Annotated in this window: 26 protein-coding genes; all 26 read right to left on the reverse strand. The window is 59.1% G+C overall.

Annotated elements, in window-relative coordinates; all coding sequences use genetic code 11:
• Position 1: 1 nt before the first annotated feature.
• Positions 2-436 (reverse strand): 50S ribosomal protein L15, encoded by a 435-nt coding sequence (gene rplO, locus AWB65_RS18425; protein ID WP_035933048.1) that lies wholly within the window; start codon positions 434-436, stop codon positions 2-4.
• A gap of 30 nt (positions 437-466) precedes the next feature.
• Positions 467-649: a 50S ribosomal protein L30 gene (gene rpmD, locus AWB65_RS18430; RefSeq protein WP_035933051.1), complete on the reverse strand. Its 183-nt coding sequence runs from the start codon at positions 647-649 to the stop codon at positions 467-469.
• 14 nt (positions 650-663) lie between these two features.
• Entirely contained in the window at positions 664-1,182 is a 519-nt protein-coding gene (gene rpsE / locus AWB65_RS18435; RefSeq protein ID WP_031361566.1) for a 30S ribosomal protein S5, read from the reverse strand.
• A gap of 14 nt (positions 1,183-1,196) precedes the next feature.
• Positions 1,197-1,562: a 50S ribosomal protein L18 gene (gene rplR / locus AWB65_RS18440; RefSeq protein ID WP_087657795.1), complete on the reverse strand. Its 366-nt coding sequence runs from the start codon at positions 1,560-1,562 to the stop codon at positions 1,197-1,199.
• Positions 1,563-1,574: 12 nt separating this feature from the next.
• The gene (gene rplF / locus AWB65_RS18445) at positions 1,575-2,108 is read right to left on the reverse strand and encodes a 50S ribosomal protein L6 (RefSeq protein ID WP_087668521.1); all 534 of its coding nucleotides are present in this window, start codon (positions 2,106-2,108) and stop codon (positions 1,575-1,577) included.
• A gap of 17 nt (positions 2,109-2,125) precedes the next feature.
• Positions 2,126-2,521, reverse strand: coding sequence for a 30S ribosomal protein S8 (rpsH, locus tag AWB65_RS18450; protein WP_031361569.1), 396 nt, complete (start codon positions 2,519-2,521; stop codon positions 2,126-2,128).
• A gap of 14 nt (positions 2,522-2,535) precedes the next feature.
• Complete coding sequence (gene rpsN, locus AWB65_RS18455; protein WP_087657793.1) at positions 2,536-2,841, reverse strand: 30S ribosomal protein S14; 306 nt, start codon at positions 2,839-2,841, stop codon at positions 2,536-2,538.
• A gap of 7 nt (positions 2,842-2,848) precedes the next feature.
• Positions 2,849-3,388 (reverse strand): 50S ribosomal protein L5, encoded by a 540-nt coding sequence (gene rplE, locus AWB65_RS18460; RefSeq protein WP_035933066.1) that lies wholly within the window; start codon positions 3,386-3,388, stop codon positions 2,849-2,851.
• A gap of 14 nt (positions 3,389-3,402) precedes the next feature.
• A complete protein-coding gene (gene rplX / locus AWB65_RS18465; RefSeq protein ID WP_087668522.1) occupies positions 3,403-3,711 on the reverse strand; it encodes a 50S ribosomal protein L24 in 309 nt (102 codons plus the stop codon).
• A gap of 9 nt (positions 3,712-3,720) precedes the next feature.
• Complete coding sequence (gene rplN, locus AWB65_RS18470) at positions 3,721-4,089, reverse strand: 50S ribosomal protein L14 (protein WP_006052212.1); 369 nt, start codon at positions 4,087-4,089, stop codon at positions 3,721-3,723.
• A gap of 288 nt (positions 4,090-4,377) precedes the next feature.
• Entirely contained in the window at positions 4,378-4,650 is a 273-nt protein-coding gene (rpsQ, locus tag AWB65_RS18475) for a 30S ribosomal protein S17 (protein WP_008343854.1), read from the reverse strand.
• Positions 4,647-4,841: a 50S ribosomal protein L29 gene (gene rpmC, locus AWB65_RS18480; protein WP_035933103.1), complete on the reverse strand. Its 195-nt coding sequence runs from the start codon at positions 4,839-4,841 to the stop codon at positions 4,647-4,649. The genes rpsQ and rpmC overlap by 4 nt, the downstream gene beginning before the upstream one ends.
• Before the next feature lie 10 nt (positions 4,842-4,851).
• On the reverse strand, positions 4,852-5,268 hold the full coding sequence (gene rplP, locus AWB65_RS18485) for a 50S ribosomal protein L16 (protein WP_031361576.1): 417 nt from the start codon (positions 5,266-5,268) through the stop codon (positions 4,852-4,854).
• Positions 5,269-5,270: 2 nt separating this feature from the next.
• Positions 5,271-6,068, reverse strand: a complete 798-nt coding sequence (rpsC, locus tag AWB65_RS18490; protein WP_087657792.1) for a 30S ribosomal protein S3 — start codon at positions 6,066-6,068, stop codon at positions 5,271-5,273.
• 11 nt (positions 6,069-6,079) lie between these two features.
• The gene (gene rplV, locus AWB65_RS18495) at positions 6,080-6,409 is read right to left on the reverse strand and encodes a 50S ribosomal protein L22 (RefSeq protein ID WP_087632570.1); all 330 of its coding nucleotides are present in this window, start codon (positions 6,407-6,409) and stop codon (positions 6,080-6,082) included.
• Positions 6,410-6,421: 12 nt separating this feature from the next.
• Positions 6,422-6,697 carry a 30S ribosomal protein S19 gene (gene rpsS / locus AWB65_RS18500; protein WP_035554748.1) on the reverse strand — a complete coding sequence of 92 codons (276 nt, stop codon included), beginning with the start codon at positions 6,695-6,697 and terminating at the stop codon, positions 6,422-6,424.
• Positions 6,698-6,707: 10 nt separating this feature from the next.
• Entirely contained in the window at positions 6,708-7,535 is an 828-nt protein-coding gene (rplB, locus tag AWB65_RS18505) for a 50S ribosomal protein L2 (protein WP_087668523.1), read from the reverse strand.
• A 2-nt stretch (positions 7,536-7,537) separates the two neighbouring features.
• A complete protein-coding gene (gene rplW, locus AWB65_RS18510; protein WP_060858186.1) occupies positions 7,538-7,852 on the reverse strand; it encodes a 50S ribosomal protein L23 in 315 nt (104 codons plus the stop codon).
• Positions 7,849-8,469: a 50S ribosomal protein L4 gene (gene rplD, locus AWB65_RS18515; RefSeq protein ID WP_087668524.1), complete on the reverse strand. Its 621-nt coding sequence runs from the start codon at positions 8,467-8,469 to the stop codon at positions 7,849-7,851. Before rplD ends, rplW begins: the two co-directional genes overlap by 4 nt.
• Entirely contained in the window at positions 8,469-9,128 is a 660-nt protein-coding gene (gene rplC / locus AWB65_RS18520; RefSeq protein WP_087668525.1) for a 50S ribosomal protein L3, read from the reverse strand. Before rplC ends, rplD begins: the two co-directional genes overlap by 1 nt.
• A 199-nt stretch (positions 9,129-9,327) precedes the next feature.
• On the reverse strand, positions 9,328-9,639 hold the full coding sequence (rpsJ, locus tag AWB65_RS18525) for a 30S ribosomal protein S10 (RefSeq protein ID WP_006998489.1): 312 nt from the start codon (positions 9,637-9,639) through the stop codon (positions 9,328-9,330).
• A gap of 140 nt (positions 9,640-9,779) precedes the next feature.
• Positions 9,780-10,970: an elongation factor Tu gene (gene tuf / locus AWB65_RS18530; protein WP_087668526.1), complete on the reverse strand. Its 1,191-nt coding sequence runs from the start codon at positions 10,968-10,970 to the stop codon at positions 9,780-9,782.
• 52 nt (positions 10,971-11,022) lie between these two features.
• On the reverse strand, positions 11,023-13,125 hold the full coding sequence (fusA, locus tag AWB65_RS18535) for an elongation factor G (protein ID WP_087657789.1): 2,103 nt from the start codon (positions 13,123-13,125) through the stop codon (positions 11,023-11,025).
• Positions 13,126-13,246: 121 nt separating this feature from the next.
• Complete coding sequence (gene rpsG / locus AWB65_RS18540; protein WP_006053291.1) at positions 13,247-13,717, reverse strand: 30S ribosomal protein S7; 471 nt, start codon at positions 13,715-13,717, stop codon at positions 13,247-13,249.
• 173 nt (positions 13,718-13,890) lie between these two features.
• The gene (rpsL, locus tag AWB65_RS18545) at positions 13,891-14,271 is read right to left on the reverse strand and encodes a 30S ribosomal protein S12 (RefSeq protein WP_035935550.1); all 381 of its coding nucleotides are present in this window, start codon (positions 14,269-14,271) and stop codon (positions 13,891-13,893) included.
• 230 nt (positions 14,272-14,501) lie between these two features.
• Entirely contained in the window at positions 14,502-16,349 is a 1,848-nt protein-coding gene (gene recQ / locus AWB65_RS18550; protein WP_087668527.1) for a DNA helicase RecQ, read from the reverse strand.
• Between the last annotated feature and the right edge of the window lie 78 nt (positions 16,350-16,427).

Consider the following 16,427-nt stretch of genomic DNA (forward strand, 5'->3'; position numbering starts at 1 on the left):
GTTACTCGGCGAACGAGCCGCCAGCGGCTTCGATTGCAGCACGGGCGCCCTTGGTAGCACCGAGCCCCTTCACCGTGATCTTGCGCGTCAGCTCGCCGGTCTTGATGATCTTCGCGCTCTTGATGAGCTCGCCGACCAGGCCCGCTTGCTTCAGTGCCAGCAAATCGATTTCGTCGACCGGCAGCTTTTCCAGATCCGACAGGCGCACTTCACCGACGAATTCCTTTGTCAGCGAGGTGAAGCCACGCTTCGGCAGACGACGTTGCAAAGGCATCTGACCGCCTTCGAAGCCGACCTTGTGGAAACCGCCCGAACGCGACTTTTGACCCTTGTGACCGCGACCTGCGGTCTTGCCGAGGCCAGAGCCGATACCGCGGCCAACGCGACGCTTTGCATGCTTCGCGCCTTCTGCCGGCTTCAGGTTATTCAAATCCATATTCAACTCCTAGAATCCCTAGTCAGCCGCTCAGTTGATGACTTTGACAAGGTACGAGACCTTGTTGATCATTCCGCGCACTGCCGGCGTATCCTGCAGTTCGCTGACCGAGTTGAGTCGGCGCAGGCCCAGGCCACGCACCGTTGCACGATGCGATTCGCGGGTCCCAATCAGGCTCTTGACGAGCTGAACCTTGACAGTTTTATCAGACATGGTGACCTCGAGGCTTAGCCCAAAATATCTTCGACGGACTTGCCGCGCTTCGCCGCGATATCACCCGGGGTCGATTGCTTGCGCAGACCGTCGAGCGTTGCACGAACGAGGTTGTACGGGTTCGTCGAGCCGTGGCTCTTCGCCACCACGTTTTGCACGCCCATTACGTCGAACACCGCGCGCATCGGGCCACCAGCGATCACGCCAGTACCGTCCTTCGCCGGGGCGAGGAGGACTGCGGATGCGCCGTGCTTACCGTGCACTTCGTGTTGCAGCGTACCGTTCTTGAGCGGCACCTTGAACATGTTGCGGCGGGCTTGCTCCATTGCCTTTTGAACAGCAACCGGAACTTCCTTCGCTTTGCCCTTGCCCATGCCGATGCGGCCGTCACCGTCGCCAACCACGGTCAGCGCGGCAAAACCGAGAATCCGGCCACCCTTCACCACCTTGGTGACGCGGTTGACCGCGATCATCTTTTCACGCAGGCCGTCGTCGCGTTCTTCAGCCTTCACATTCGCTTGCATCTTTGCCATGACGAATTCTTCCCTTAGAACTTGAGTCCGGCTTCGCGCGCCGCATCAGCCAGCGCTTTCACGCGGCCGTGGTAACGGAAACCCGAACGATCAAAGGCGACGGATTCGACGCCGGCAGCCTTGGCCTTTTCAGCAATACGCTTGCCGACAACGGTCGCAGCATTGACGTTGCCGCCCTTGCCCGACTTGTCGGCCAGTTCGGCGCGAACTTCGGCTTCGAGCGTCGACGCGCTTGCCAGCACCTTGGTGCCGCACGGCGAGAACACTTGCGCATAGATATGCGTGTTCGTGCGATGCACAGCCAGACGCGCGACCTGAAGCTCAGAGATCTTGACACGCGTTTGACGAGCGCGGCGCAGGCGAGATTGAGTCTTATCCATGATTGCGCACCCTTACTTCTTCTTCGTTTCTTTGAGGATGACGACTTCGCCAGCGTAGCGCACACCCTTGCCCTTGTAAGGCTCCGGCGGACGGTAGCCGCGAACTTCCGCAGCGACCTGGCCAACTTGCTGCTTGTCGATCCCCTTGATCACGATTTCGGTTTGCGTCGGGGTTTCAGCCTTGACGCCTTCCGGCATCTGGTGCACCACAGGGTGCGAGAAACCCAGCGACAGGTTCAGCTTGTCGCCTTGCGCCTGTGCGCGATAACCGACGCCAACCAGCGTCAGCTTGCGCTCGAAACCCTTCGTCACGCCGTTCACCATGTTCGCAACCAGTGCGCGCATCGTGCCGGACATCGCATTCGCTTCGCGACTTTCATCGGTCGGAGCGAAATTGAGCGTGCCGTTGTCGTTTTCCACCTTCACGAGTCGATTGGCTGCTCGCGAAATCGTACCCAGCGGCCCTTTAACGGTGATGACTTCGCCGCTCAAGGCCACTTCCGCGCCTTGCGGCAGCGCGATCGGGCTCTTACCTACTCGAGACATGTTCTTCTCCTTTTCGGTTAAGCGACGTAGCAGAGGACTTCACCGCCGACGCCAGTCTGGCGCGCCTTGCGATCAGTCATCACACCTTGAGGCGTCGAAACGATTGCAACGCCGAGGCCATTCATGACCACTGGAATGTCGTTGCGACCGCGGTATACACGCAGACCAGGCTTCGAAACGCGTTCAATGCGCTCAATCACCGGACGGCCAGCGTAGTACTTCAACGCGATGTTCAATTCCGACTTCGCACCTTCGGACTTCACTGCGAAATCGTCGATATAACCTTCGTCCTTCAAAACCTGCGCAATCGCAACCTTGACTTTTGACGAGGGCATTGTCACCGAAACCTTCTCGACCATCTGCGCGTTGCGGATGCGAGTCAGCATATCGGCGATAGGATCACTCATGCTCATTTACGTATCTCCTATTACCAGCTCGCCTTGGTCAGGCCAGGGATTTCGCCGCGGAACGCGATTTCACGAATCTTGCTGCGTGCCAGTCCGAATTTGCGGAACGTGCCACGCGGACGACCCGTGATCGCGCAGCGGTTACGCTTGCGAGTGGGGTTCGAGTTACGCGGCAGTTGTTGCAGCGCCAGACGAGCCAGATATTTCTCTTCGTCGGACTTGCTCGCGTCTTCGATGACGGCCTTCAGTTCAGCGCGCTTGGGAGCGTACTTGGCTGCGAGGCGTGCACGCTTCTTTTCACGTTCGATCAGTGCCAGTTTAGCCACGGTAACCTCAGTTTCTGAACGGGAACTTGAAGCTGGCGAGCAGTGCCTTTGCTTCGTCGTCAGTCTTCGCAGTCGTCGTGATGCTGATGTTCAGCCCACGCAGCGCGTCGATCTTGTCGTAGTCGATTTCGGGGAAAATGATCTGCTCTTTCACACCGATGTTGTAGTTGCCGCGACCATCGAACGCACGACCCGACACGCCACGGAAGTCACGCACGCGGGGGAGCGCAACCGTCACGAAACGGTCCAGAAATTCGTACATGGCCTGACCGCGCAGCGTAACCATCGCGCCGATCGGATATCCTTGACGAATCTTGAAGCCAGCGATTGCCTTGCGCGCTTTCGTGATGACCGGCTTTTGACCAGCAATCTTCGTCAGGTCGCCAACGGCGTTTTCGATGATCTTCTTGTCGGCGACGGCCTCGCCAAGACCCATGTTCAGGGTGATCTTGGTGATGCGCGGCACTTCCATGATGGACTTGTAACCGAACTTCTCTACGAGGCCGGGTACAACCTTCTCTTTATAAAATTCTTGCAGACGAGCCATTTTTTAACTCCGCGTCAGGCGTTGAGCGTGGCGCTCGTCGACTTCAAGAAGCGAACCTTCTTGTCGCCTTCGACCTTGATGCCCACTCGCGACGCCTTGCCATTCGCGTCGACCAATGCGACGTTCGAAATATGCAGCGGCATCGTTTTGGCTTCCACACCGCCCGTCGTACCCTTCATCGGGTTCGGCTTCACGTGTTTCTTGACGAGATTGATGCCCTCGACCGTCACACGATCTTCCCCAACGGCCAGCACGACACCGCGCTTGCCTTTGTCCTTGCCGGTGATGACGATCACTTCGTCACCCTTGCGAATCTTGTTCATCGCGACTCCTTACAGCACTTCGGGCGCGAGCGAAACGATCTTCATGAATCGTTCGCTACGCAGTTCACGCGTGACCGGCCCGAAAATACGCGTGCCGATGGGCTCCAGCTTCGCGTTCAAAAGAACGGCGGCATTGCCGTCGAACTTGATCAGCGAGCCGTCCTGACGGCGCACGCCCTTGGCCGTACGAACGACCACAGCGTTGTAGATTTCGCCCTTCTTCACGCGTCCGCGCGGCGTTGCTTCCTTGACGGTCACCTTGATGATGTCGCCAATGCTAGCGTAACGACGCTTCGAGCCGCCGAGCACCTTGATGCACATGACTTCACGCGCACCCGTGTTGTCGGCCACTTCAAGCCGAGTTTCGGTCTGGATCATGGTTTATCTTTCCCAACTTAATCCGATCGCACCACCATGGCGCATCCGGTCAGTCTTGGTCCCGTCAGCCAATCGGCTGCTTGGGTTAGAACAGGCAGCGAGGGCAGACGAAACCCGCCATCGCAATCCGGTGAATCTGTCGATACAGGCATGGCGCCCGGACCGGCTTCCCCCACCAACTTCGCCCGCGACGGGGCTCCCACAAAGAGGGAAGACCGAGATTATAACTCATAACCTCGGTCTTGCAAGCGAAACTTACTGCGATACTACTTTTACCGCATTTGCCGCTTAGATCACGCGAGCCGCTTCAACCAACTTCGACACAACCCAGGCCTTCGTCTTCGAAATCGGACGCGTTTCCTGGATTTCGACGAGATCGCCTTCGTTGTACGTGTTCGCGTCGTCATGTGCGTGGTACTTCTTCGAGCGCACAACGTACTTGCCGTAGATCGGATGCTTCACACGGTGCTCGACCAGCACGGTGACCGTCTTGTCCATCTTGTTGCTGACGACCTTGCCGACCAGCGTCCGCTTGAGCGAGGTTTTTACGCTATCGTTCATTTCTGGTTCGCCTTCTCAGTCAGGACGGTCCGCACACGTGCGATGTCGCGACGAACCTTCTTCAGCTGGCTCGTGTTCGTGAGCTGCTGCGTCGCGAGTTGCATGCGCAGGCCGAATTGCGCCTTCAGCAGGTCCGTCAGCTCTTTGTTGAGCGCGGCCTGGTCTTTCTGGTGAAGTTCAGAAGCCTTCATCATTCACTCCTTAGGCGCCGAGCTGGCGCGAAACGAAGTACGTCTTGAGCGGCAGCTTCGCTGCAGCCAGACGGAACGCTTCACGTGCCAGTTCTTCGGTAACACCGTCCATTTCGTACAGCATCTTGCCCGGTTGAATCTCTGCGACGTAGTACTCAGGGTTACCCTTACCGTTACCCATCCGTACTTCAGCCGGCTTTTGCGAGATCGGCTTATCCGGGAAAATGCGGATCCAGATACGGCCGCCGCGCTTGATGTGACGCGTCATTGCACGACGTGCCGCTTCGATTTGGCGCGCGGTCAAACGGCCACGACCGATGGCCTTCAGACCGTATTCACCGAACGACACGGCGTTGCCGCGCGTCGCCTTGCCGGTGTTACGACCCTTCTGCTCTTTGCGATACTTTCTGCGTTTCGGTTGCAGCATCGTTATTCTCCAGTCTTCCCGTCACCGCCAGCGCGACGGGGGGCGCCACGGCGTGCACCTGCCGGACCGCCACCTTCACCATCGCGACGCGGACGGCGATCGCCACCCGGACGTGCGTTACGGCGCGGACGCTTGTCTTCGGCCACTTCTTCGACCACCGGCGCATCGTTACGGCCCAGCGTGTCGCCCTTGTAGACCCACACCTTCACGCCGATGATGCCGTACGTGGTCTTCGCTTCCGACGTTGCGTAGTCGATATCGGCGCGCAGCGTATGGAGGGGCACGCGACCTTCGCGATACCACTCGGTACGGGCGATTTCAATACCGTTCAAACGGCCGGCGCTCATGATCTTGATGCCTTGGGCACCCAGACGCATCGCGTTTTGCATCGCGCGCTTCATCGCACGGCGGAACATGATCCGGCGCTCAAGCTGTTGCGTGATCGAATCGGCGATGAGTTGCGCGTCGGTCTCCGGTTTGCGGATTTCTTCGATGTTGACGTGAACCGGAACGCCCATGCGCTTCTGGAGTTCCGACTTCAACAGTTCGATGTCCTCGCCCTTCTTGCCGATGACCACACCAGGACGCGAGCTGTAAATCGTGATGCGCGCGTTCTTCGCCGGACGCTCGATGACGACCCGACCAACCGAAGCGTTCTTCAGCTTCTTCTTCAGGTATTCACGAACACCGATGTCTTCCTGCAGCATCGACGCGAAATTGTTGTTGTTCGCGTACCAACGCGAAGCCCAATTCCGGCTGACGGCCAAGCGGAAGCCTGTCGGATGAATTTTCTGTCCCATCGTATGGCTCCTTAATTCCCGACCGTCACAGTGATGTGACAGGATTGCTTCTCGATGCGGTTACCGCGGCCTTTAGCGCGCGCGGTGAAACGCTTCAGCGACGCAGCCTTGTCGACCATGATGCTCGTGATCTTGAGCTCGTCGATATCGGCGCCTTCGTTGTGCTCCGCATTTGCGATCGCAGACAACACGACCTTCTTGACGATACCCGCCGCCTTCTTCGGCGAGAACGTCAGAACGTTCAGCGCCTTGTCGACCGGCAAACCACGGATCTGGTCAGCCACAAGGCGCGTTTTCTGCGCCGAGATGCGGGCACCGCGATGAATAGCTTTTACTTCCATCTTGATAGCCCCTTATTTCTTGGCCTTCTTGTCGGCTGCATGACCCTTGAACGTACGGGTCAATGCGAACTCGCCAAGTTTGTGGCCGACCATGTTTTCCGACACATACACCGGAACGTGTTGACGGCCGTTATGCACGGCAATCGTCAGACCGATGAAATCCGGGAGAATCGTCGAACGACGCGACCAGGTTTTGATCGGCTTCTTGTCACGCGAAGCTGCAGCCGCCTCAACTTTCTTCAGCAAATGGGCGTCGCAGAACGGACCTTTTTTAACAGAACGTGCCATTGCCTACTCCTTAGCGCTTGTGACGGCGCTGGACGATCATCGTCGTCGTGCGCTTGTTGCTGCGGGTGCGATAACCCTTGGCCGGCGTGCCCCACGGGCTGACCGGATCGCGACCTGCTGCCGTCTTACCTTCACCACCACCGTGCGGGTGATCGACCGGATTCATTGCAACGCCACGCACCGTCGGGCGGATACCGCGCCAGCGGTTCGCGCCAGCCTTACCGATTTGACGGAGGCTATGCTCTTCGTTGCCCACTTCACCAATCGTCGCGCGGCACTCGATGTGCACGCGGCGGATTTCGCCTGAACGCAGGCGAACCTGCGCGTAGGTGCCTTCGCGAGCCAGCAGCATCGCCGACGTGCCAGCCGAACGCGCGATCTGCGCGCCCTTGCCCGGCAGCATTTCGATGCAGTGAATCGTCGTACCGACCGGGATGTTACGGATCGGCAGCGTGTTGCCTGCGCGGATCGGAGCTTCCGAACCCGACAGCAATTGCTGACCAATCGTCACGCCCTTCGGAGCGATGATGTACTTGCGCTCGCCGTCCGCGTACAGAACCAGCGCGATGTTCGCGCTACGGTTCGGGTCGTACTCAAGACGCTCGACCTTTGCCGGAATACCGTCCTTGTTACGACGGAAATCGACCAGACGGTAATGCTGCTTGTGACCACCACCCTTATGACGGGTCGTGATACGGCCGTTGTTGTTACGGCCAGCGGTGACGGACTGCGAGTCGAGCAGTGCCGCGTGCGGCTTGCCCTTATACAGGTCCTTGTTCACCACCTTGACCATCGCACGGCGACCCGGCGATGTCGGCTTAACTTTTACGATTGCCATGATTACTTGGCCTCCGCTTCAAAGTTGATTTCCTGGCCGGGCTTCAAGCAGACATACGCCTTCTTCACGTCCTTGCGCTTGCCCATGAAGCGACCAAAGCGCTTGGCTTTGCCCTTCGTGACCAGCACGTTGACGGAATTGACTTCCACCTTGAACAGCAGCTCGACGGCAGCCTTCACTTCCTGCTTCGTGGCATCGGGCGCGACTTCGAACACGACTTGCTCGTTCTTGTCGGCCACCAGCGTCGCCTTTTCGGAGACCACCGGCGCGAGCAGGACCTGCATCAAACGATGATCGTTCTTGCGAATCTCGCTCATGACAGCAACTCCTCGATCTGGGCGACCGCAGCCTTCGTAATCAGGATCTTCTTGAAGTAGATCAACGAGAGCGGGTCGGCGTAACGCGGCTCGACAACCGCCACATGGGCAAGGTTGCGCGACGCGAGGTACAGGTTTTCGTCGACCGTATCGGTAATCACCAACACGGACTCGAGACCCATTGCCTTGAATTTCTCGGCCAGCAGCTTGGTCTTCGGCGCTTCGAGCGTGAGCTCGTCGACAACCGAGATCCGGCCTTCGCGAGCCAGCTGCGAGAAGATCGAGCAGAGACCTGCGCGATGCATCTTCTTATTGACCTTATGCGAAAAGTTTTCTTCCGGCGAATTCGGGAAGATACGGCCACCGCCGCGCCACAACGGGCTCGACGACATACCGGCACGAGCGCGGCCCGTACCCTTTTGACGCCACGGCTTCTTGGTCGTGTGCTTGACTTGCTCACGGTCCTTCTGCGCGCGGTTACCGCTGCGTGCGTTGGCTTGATAAGCCACGACGACCTGATGGATCAGGGCTTCGTTGTAATCGCGACCGAACACGACATCCGATGCATTCACGCCTGCGCCTTCCTGACCATTGGCACTCAGGAGCTTAAGTTCCATTATTTCGCTCCTTTCACAGCGCGCGCTTTGATGGCCGGCGTCACGAATACTTTTCCGCCCTTGGCACCCGGAACGGCGCCACGAACCAGCAGCAGATTGCGGTCAGCGTCGATACGAGCGATCACGAGGTTTTGCACCGTAACCGTGTCGTCACCCATGTGACCGGTCATGCGCTTACCCGGGAAAACACGACCCGGATCCTGCGCCATACCGATCGAACCCGGGACGTTGTGCGAACGCGAGTTACCGTGCGATGCGCGGCCCGATGCGAAGTTGTAGCGCTTGATGGTACCGGCGTAGCCCTTACCGATCGACACGCCTTGCACGTCGACTTTCTGGCCAACTTCGAAAAGATCCGTACCGATCACAGCGCCGCTCGACAACTCGGCAGCCTTCGCAGCATCGATTTGGAATTCTTTGAGGACTTCACCGGCTTGAACACCGGCTTTGGCAAGGTGACCTGCCAGCGGCTTCGTCACGCGCGATGCGCGGCGAGTGCCGAATGCAACCTGAACGGCGGTATAACCATCCGTTTCAACAGTCTTGATCTGCGTCACGCGGTTGTCCGACACGTCCAGTACGGTGACGGGAATCGAATCCCCTTCAGGCGTAAAGATACGGGTCATGCCAACCTTGCGACCTACGAGTCCAAGGCTCATCGTTTTCTCCATTCCCAACTGCGATTGGTCGGGGCTGATTTACAAAATGCCGGCCTCAAAAATCCGCTGAATCGCGTGAATTTAAGCCAGCTTTTTTGCGCAAATGCGCGAAAAGCCTTGAAGTATAGCAAGGCTTTTCGTTTTCTGCAAGCAATCAAAGACTTAGCGTCGCCGGGCTCGCCAGGCGACGATTACTGCCTTACTGCAACTTGATTTCGACGTCGACGCCAGCCGGCAAGTCGAGCTTCATCAACGCGTCGACGGTCTTGTCCGTCGGATCGACGATGTCCATCAGGCGTTGGTGCGTACGAATTTCGAGCTGATCGCGCGACGTCTTGTTGACGTGCGGCGAACGCAGGATGTCAAAGCGTTGGATGCGGGTCGGCAGCGGCACCGGACCACGAACGATTGCGCCAGTCCGCTTCGCGGTATCGACGATTTCGGCTGCCGATTGATCAATCAGACGATAGTCGAAAGCCTTAAGGCGAATGCGGATTTTCTGGTTCTGCATGACGATTCCTTGAAAAAGAGCGAGGCGGTATTGCACCGCCGATTTGGTAAAAGAGCGTGAGGCCGAGTGTCCGCTGAGGGGGGGACGCCCGGCCCCGGGCACGTTACTTCTCTACATCAACTACAGGCAAGAGTTCGATTTTACTCAAGAATCTTCGCAACGACACCAGCGCCGACCGTACGGCCGCCTTCACGGATGGCGAAGCGCAGGCCTTCTTCCATCGCGATCGGGTTGATCAGCTTCACCGTGATCGACACGTTGTCGCCCGGCATGACCATTTCCTTGTCCTTCGGCAACTCGATCGAACCGGTCACGTCCGTCGTACGGAAGTAGAACTGCGGGCGATAGTTGTTGAAGAACGGCGTGTGACGACCGCCTTCGTCCTTCGACAGAACATACACCTCTGCCGTGAAGTGCGTGTGCGGGTTGATCGAACCCGGCTTGGCCAGAACCTGACCACGCTCGACGTCTTCACGCTTCGTGCCGCGCAGCAGGATACCGACGTTATCGCCCGCTTGACCCTGGTCGAGCAGCTTGCGGAACATTTCCACGCCCGTGCAGGTCGTCTTCACCGTCGGCTTGATACCGACGATTTCGATTTCCTCACCGACCTTCACCACGCCACGCTCGATACGGCCCGTCACCACCGTGCCGCGACCCGAGATCGAGAACACGTCTTCCACCGGCATCAGGAACGCGCCGTCAACTGCACGCTCCGGCGTCGGGATGTACGTGTCCAGTGCGTCGGCCAGGTTCATGATTGCCACTTCGCCCAGCTCGCCCTTGTCGCCTTCCAGCGCGAGCTTGGCCGAACCCTTGATGATCGGCGTGTCGTCGCCCGGGAAGTCATACTTCGAAAGAAGCTCGCGCACTTCCATTTCGACGAGTTCGAGCAGTTCGGCGTCGTCGACCATGTCGCACTTGTTCAGGAACACGATGATGTACGGCACGCCAACCTGACGAGCCAACAGAATGTGCTCACGCGTTTGCGGCATCGGGCCGTCAGCGGCCGAACACACCAGGATCGCGCCGTCCATCTGCGCGGCACCCGTGATCATGTTCTTCACGTAGTCGGCGTGGCCCGGGCAATCGACGTGTGCGTAGTGGCGGTTGGCCGGTTCGTACTCGACGTGCGCCGTGTTGATCGTGATACCACGCGCCTTTTCTTCCGGCGCCGCGTCGATCTGGTCATACGCCTTGGCTTCGCCGCCGAACTTCTTGGTCAGCACCGTCGTGATCGCTGCCGTCAGCGTGGTCTTGCCATGGTCAACGTGACCAATCGTTCCAACGTTCACGTGCGGCTTGGTCCGCTCGAATTTACCTTTTGCCATGATTGCCTTCTTTCAAAAATGTTGATCGGTTAAAGACTTTCGACTTGCCGAATTACTTGGATTTCGCGTTGATGATCGCGTCAGCAACGTTACGCGGAGCTTCGGAGTAGTGCTTGAATTCCATCGTGTACGTAGCGCGGCCTTGCGTCGCCGAACGCAGCGACGTCGAATAGCCGAACATTTCCGACAGCGGTACTTCAGCGCGAACGATCTTGCCGCCGCCAACCATGTCGTCCATGCCCTGGACGATGCCGCGACGGCTCGACAGGTCGCCCATCACGTTACCCATGTAGTCTTCCGGCGTTTCGACTTCGACAGCCATCATCGGTTCAAGAATCACCGGGCTCGCACGGCGCATTGCTTCCTTGAACGCCATCGAACCAGCCATACGGAACGCATTTTCGTTCGAGTCGACGTCGTGGTACGAACCGAACGTCAGGTGAACCTTCACGTCGACGACCGGGAAGCCAGCCAGCACGCCGCTCTTGAGCGTTTCCTGGATACCCTTGTCGACCGCCGGGATGTATTCACGCGGAATCACGCCGCCCTTGATCTCGTCGAGGAACTCGTAACCCTTGCCTTGCTCGTTCGGCTCAAGCGTGATGACCGCGTGTCCATACTGGCCGCGACCACCCGACTGCTTGACGAATTTGCCGTCGACATCTTCAGCCTTGCTGCGAATCGTTTCACGATACGCAACCTGCGGCTTGCCGACCGTCGCTTCCACGCCGAATTCACGCTTCATCCGGTCGACCAGAATTTCGAGATGCAGCTCGCCCATTCCCGAAATGATGGTCTGGCCCGATTCTTCGTCGGTCTGAACGCGGAACGACGGATCTTCCTGAGCCAGACGGTTCAGTGCGAGGCCCATCTTTTCCTGGTCCGGCTTCGTCTTCGGCTCAACAGCCTGCGAGATCACCGGTTCCGGGAAGATCATGCGTTCGAGCACGATCGGGTGTGCCGGATCGCACAGCGTATCGCCCGTGGTCGCGTCCTTCAGGCCAACTGCAGCCGCGATGTCGCCAGCGTGCACTTCCTTGATTTCTTCGCGCTGGTTGGCGTGCATCAGCAGAATACGACCGAGACGTTCCTTCTTGTCCTTCGTCGCGTTCAGCAGGGTGTCGCCCGACTTCGTCGTACCCGAATACACACGGAAGAAGATCAACTGTCCGACGAACGGGTCGGTCATGATCTTGAATGCCAGCGACGAGAACTTCTCGTCGTCGGCTGCGCGACGCTCAGCCTTCTCGCCGCTTTCGAGTTCGCCCGTGACCGGCGGAATGTCGACCGGCGACGGCAGGAAGTCCAGAACCGCGTCGAGCATCCGCTGCACGCCCTTGTTCTTGAACGCCGTGCCGCACAGCATCGGCTGGATTTCACAAGCGATCGTACGGTCGCGCAGACCCTTGACGATTTCCGCCTCGGTCAGTTCGCCCGTCTCGAGGTACTTGTTCATCATGTCCTCGGTCGACTCGGCCGCGGCTTCGATCATCTTCTCGCGCCATTCATTGCACGTGTCGACGAGGTTCGCCGGGATTTCTTCGTACGAGAACTTCGTGCCTTGCGACGCTTCGTCCCAAATGATCGCCTTCATCTTGATGAGGTCGACCACGCCGGTGAACGTTTCTTCGGCGCCGATCGGCACCACGACCGGAACCGGATTCGCCTTCAGGCGAGCCTTCAACTGGTCGTAAACCTTGAAGAAGTTCGCGCCGGTACGATCCATCTTGTTGATGAACGCGAGACGGGGCACGCCGTACTTGTTGGCCTGGCGCCAAACCGTTTCCGACTGCGGCTGAACGCCGCCCACGGCGCAATAAACCATGCATGCACCGTCGAGCACGCGCATCGAGCGCTCGACTTCAATCGTGAAGTCGACGTGGCCCGGGGTGTCGATGATGTTGATGCGGTGCTCGGCGCGGTCGCCGGCCATGCCTTTCCAGAAGGCCGTGGTCGCTGCCGACGTGATGGTGATGCCGCGCTCTTGCTCCTGCTCCATCCAGTCCATCGTTGCTGCGCCGTCGTGAACTTCACCGATCTTATGGTTCACGCCCGTATAGAACAGGATGCGCTCGGTCGTCGTCGTCTTGCCGGCGTCGATGTGAGCGCTGATACCGATGTTACGGTAGCGCTCGATAGGTGTCTTGCGAGCCACTTTGAATCCTTTATTGGGTCGACGCGACGGCGCGTGGCCAGCCGCGTCCTAACACAAACGGGCGAGGCGCTTTGAAAGCGCACCCGCCCGGAATTTTTCCGTTCGACCTGGGTCGTGAGACTTAGAAACGGAAATGCGAGAACGCCTTGTTGGCTTCTGCCATCCGGTGAACTTCGTCGCGCTTCTTCATTGCGCCGCCACGGCCTTCAGCCGCTTCCGAAAGTTCACCTGCCAGACGCAGGGCCATCGACTTCTCGCTGCGCTTCTTCGCGGCTTCACGCAGCCAACGCATCGCCAATGCCATACGACGCGACGGACGCACTTCGACCGGAACCTGATAGTTCGCACCACCAACGCGACGGCTCTTCACTTCGACGACCGGCTTCACGTTGTTGAGCGCAACCGTGAACACTTCCAGCGGGTCCTTGCCACCCTTCGTCTGGATCTGCTCAAAAGCGCCGTACACGATACGCTCGGCAACCGACTTCTTGCCGGAGAGCATCAGCACGTTCATGAATTTAGCTACATCTACGTTGCCGAATTTCGGATCCGGCAACACTTCCCGCTTGGGGACTTCGCGACGACGCGGCATGTTTCTTCCTTTAACTTTTCAGTTGGAGCGTTAAGCTCCGCGGCCACCAACAAACCCGATCCATCTCACTTGATTAACCAGCTTGGCCGGGTGACCACTTACTCGACAGCACCGGCGTTTCCGGCACCACCGCATTGAACGCCTTCCGGCGACCTGAAACTGCGAACCGGCAATTACTTGCCAGCCTTGGCACGCTTCGCACCGTACTTCGAGCGAGCCTGCTTACGATCCTTGACGCCCTGGGTATCCAGCGAGCCGCGAACCATGTGATAACGCACACCCGGCAAGTCCTTCACACGACCGCCACGAATCAGCACGACCGAGTGTTCCTGCAGGTTGTGGCCTTCACCACCGATATACGAAATGACTTCGAAGCCGTTCGTCAGACGAACTTTGGCAACTTTACGAAGTGCCGAGTTCGGCTTCTTCGGCGTCGTCGTGTACACGCGGGTGCACACGCCGCGACGCTGCGGGCAGTCCTGCAAAGCCGGCGACTTGCTCTTCACTGTTTCGGAAGCGCGGCCTTTGCGAACCAATTGATTGATGGTTGGCATTGTCTATTCCTGAGATTGATCAAAATCGACGCGTCCGTTCCGGGCAAAGCGAAAAGAACGCGTATCGAGCTTCTCTGGTTCCGGCTTGCGTAGCGGGCGCCTGTAGTACTTTTAGGCACTTTCCGACGTGCGCAAGCGAGCCAAGAACGAGAACCTAGCATGATAGTCCGGAAATCCTAATCCGGTCAATAGGTTGCAGCGATTCCCGGGGATGTGCGACGCTGCTGCCGCTAATCGGCGCCTGCGACTTCGAGTAGTTCGTCGCCGAAACGGTCGAGCTTGCGCGCACCGATGCCTGGGATATTGCGCAGATCATCGATCGAATCGGGGTCGTTGCGGGCGATTTCGGCGAGCGTCGCGTCGTGGAAAATGACGTATGCCGGCACGCCGTCGGACTTCGCAGTCTCGGCGCGCCACAGCCGCAACCGCTCCCAGCGCGCCTTTTCACGCGGCGACATGCCCGCGGTCGGATCGGCGCGTTCGCCCGTGCGTCCGGACGACTGGCGCGTGCGCGTCGGTTTGACATATTTGCGCAGCGTCACGTTCTGCTCGCCCTTGAGCACAGGCTTGCTCGTGTCGGTGAGCACGAGCGCGCCGAACCCGTCGTGGTCGACGGCGAGGTAGCCGAACGCCACCAACTGACGGAACACTGCGCGCCACTCCGGCTCAGACAAAGCCGCGCCGACACCGAACGTCGACAGCTTCTCGTGCCCGCGCTGCAGCATCTTTTCCGTGCGATTGCCGCGCAGGATGTCGATCAGATGGCCGGCGCCGAAGTGAAAACCGCTTGCCTTGAACGCCCGATACACGCAGGACAGCGCCATTTGCGCCTCGCGCGTCGCGTCCCATGACGCCGGCGGCTCGATACATGTATCGCAATTGCCGCACGGCTGGCTCGTTTCGCCGAAATATCCGAGCAGCCGAACACGCCGGCACGATGCCGTTTCGCACAGGCCGAGCAGCGCGTCGAGCTTGCCGCCCTGAACGCGCTTGTGAGTATCGTCGGCGTCGGATTCGTCGATCATCTTGCGCTGCTGCACGACGTCACCGAGGCCGTAGGTCATCCACGCGTTCGCCGGCATGCCGTCGCGGCCCGCGCGCCCCGTCTCCTGATAGTAGCCCTCGACACTCTTCGGCAAATCGAGATGGGCGACGAAGCGCACGTCCGGCTTGTCGATGCCCATGCCGAACGCAATCGTCGCGCACATCACTATGCCTTCCTCGCGCTGAAACATCTCCTGATGCTTCTGGCGCGTCTCGAACTCCATGCCCGCGTGATAGGGCAGCGCACGCACGCCCTGGTCCTTGAGCCACTCCGCGGTCTCCTCAACCTTGCGGCGCGACAGGCAATAGATCACGCCCGCGTCGGTCGTGCCGTCCTTGTTCGTGTGCTCGGCGCGAATGAAATCGAGCAATTGCGCGCGCGCATTGTCCTTTTCGACAATCCGGTAGCGAATATTTGGCCGATCGAAGCTCGAAACGAAGATACGGGCGTCGTCAAGCGCCAGTCGGTGGACGATTTCGTCGCGCGTGATGGCGTCGGCGGTGGCCGTCAGCGCGATGCGCGGCACGTTTGGAAAGCGCTCATGCAAAACCGACAACTGAATGTATTCAGGCCGGAAATCGTGCCCCCATTGCGACACGCAATGCGCTTCGTCGATGGCGAACAGACCGATCGGCGCGCTGTCCAGCAAGTCCAGGAAGCGCGGCGTCATCAAGCGTTCCGGCGCGACGTACAGCAAGTCAATGTCGCCGTTGCGCAGCGCGCGCTCGGTCGCGGCGGCTTCGGCGCCCGACAGCGTCGAATTCAGATACGACGCCCGCACGCCGACTTCGGTGAGCGCGGCCACCTGATCCTGCATCAGTGCGATCAGCGGCGACACGACGATCCCCGCGCCGAGTCCCGCCTCGCGCCGCACCAGAGACGGAATCTGATAGCAGAGCGACTTGCCGCCGCCCGTCGGCATCAGAACCAGCGAATCGCCGCCCGCGGCCACGTGTTCGACGATTTCGGCCTGCTGTCCGCGGAAAGCGGGGTAGCCGAATACTTCCTTGAGAATTTCGAGCGAACGTGACATTGAAAGGACGGTGGCGTCGTAGCGAGAGTGGACCGATTTTACCAACGATGACACGGGTTTCCCGGGCGCCGGACGCGC

The sequence above is a fragment of the Caballeronia humi genome (genome assembly GCF_001544475.1).
Lineage (GTDB): Bacteria > Pseudomonadota > Gammaproteobacteria > Burkholderiales > Burkholderiaceae > Caballeronia > Caballeronia humi.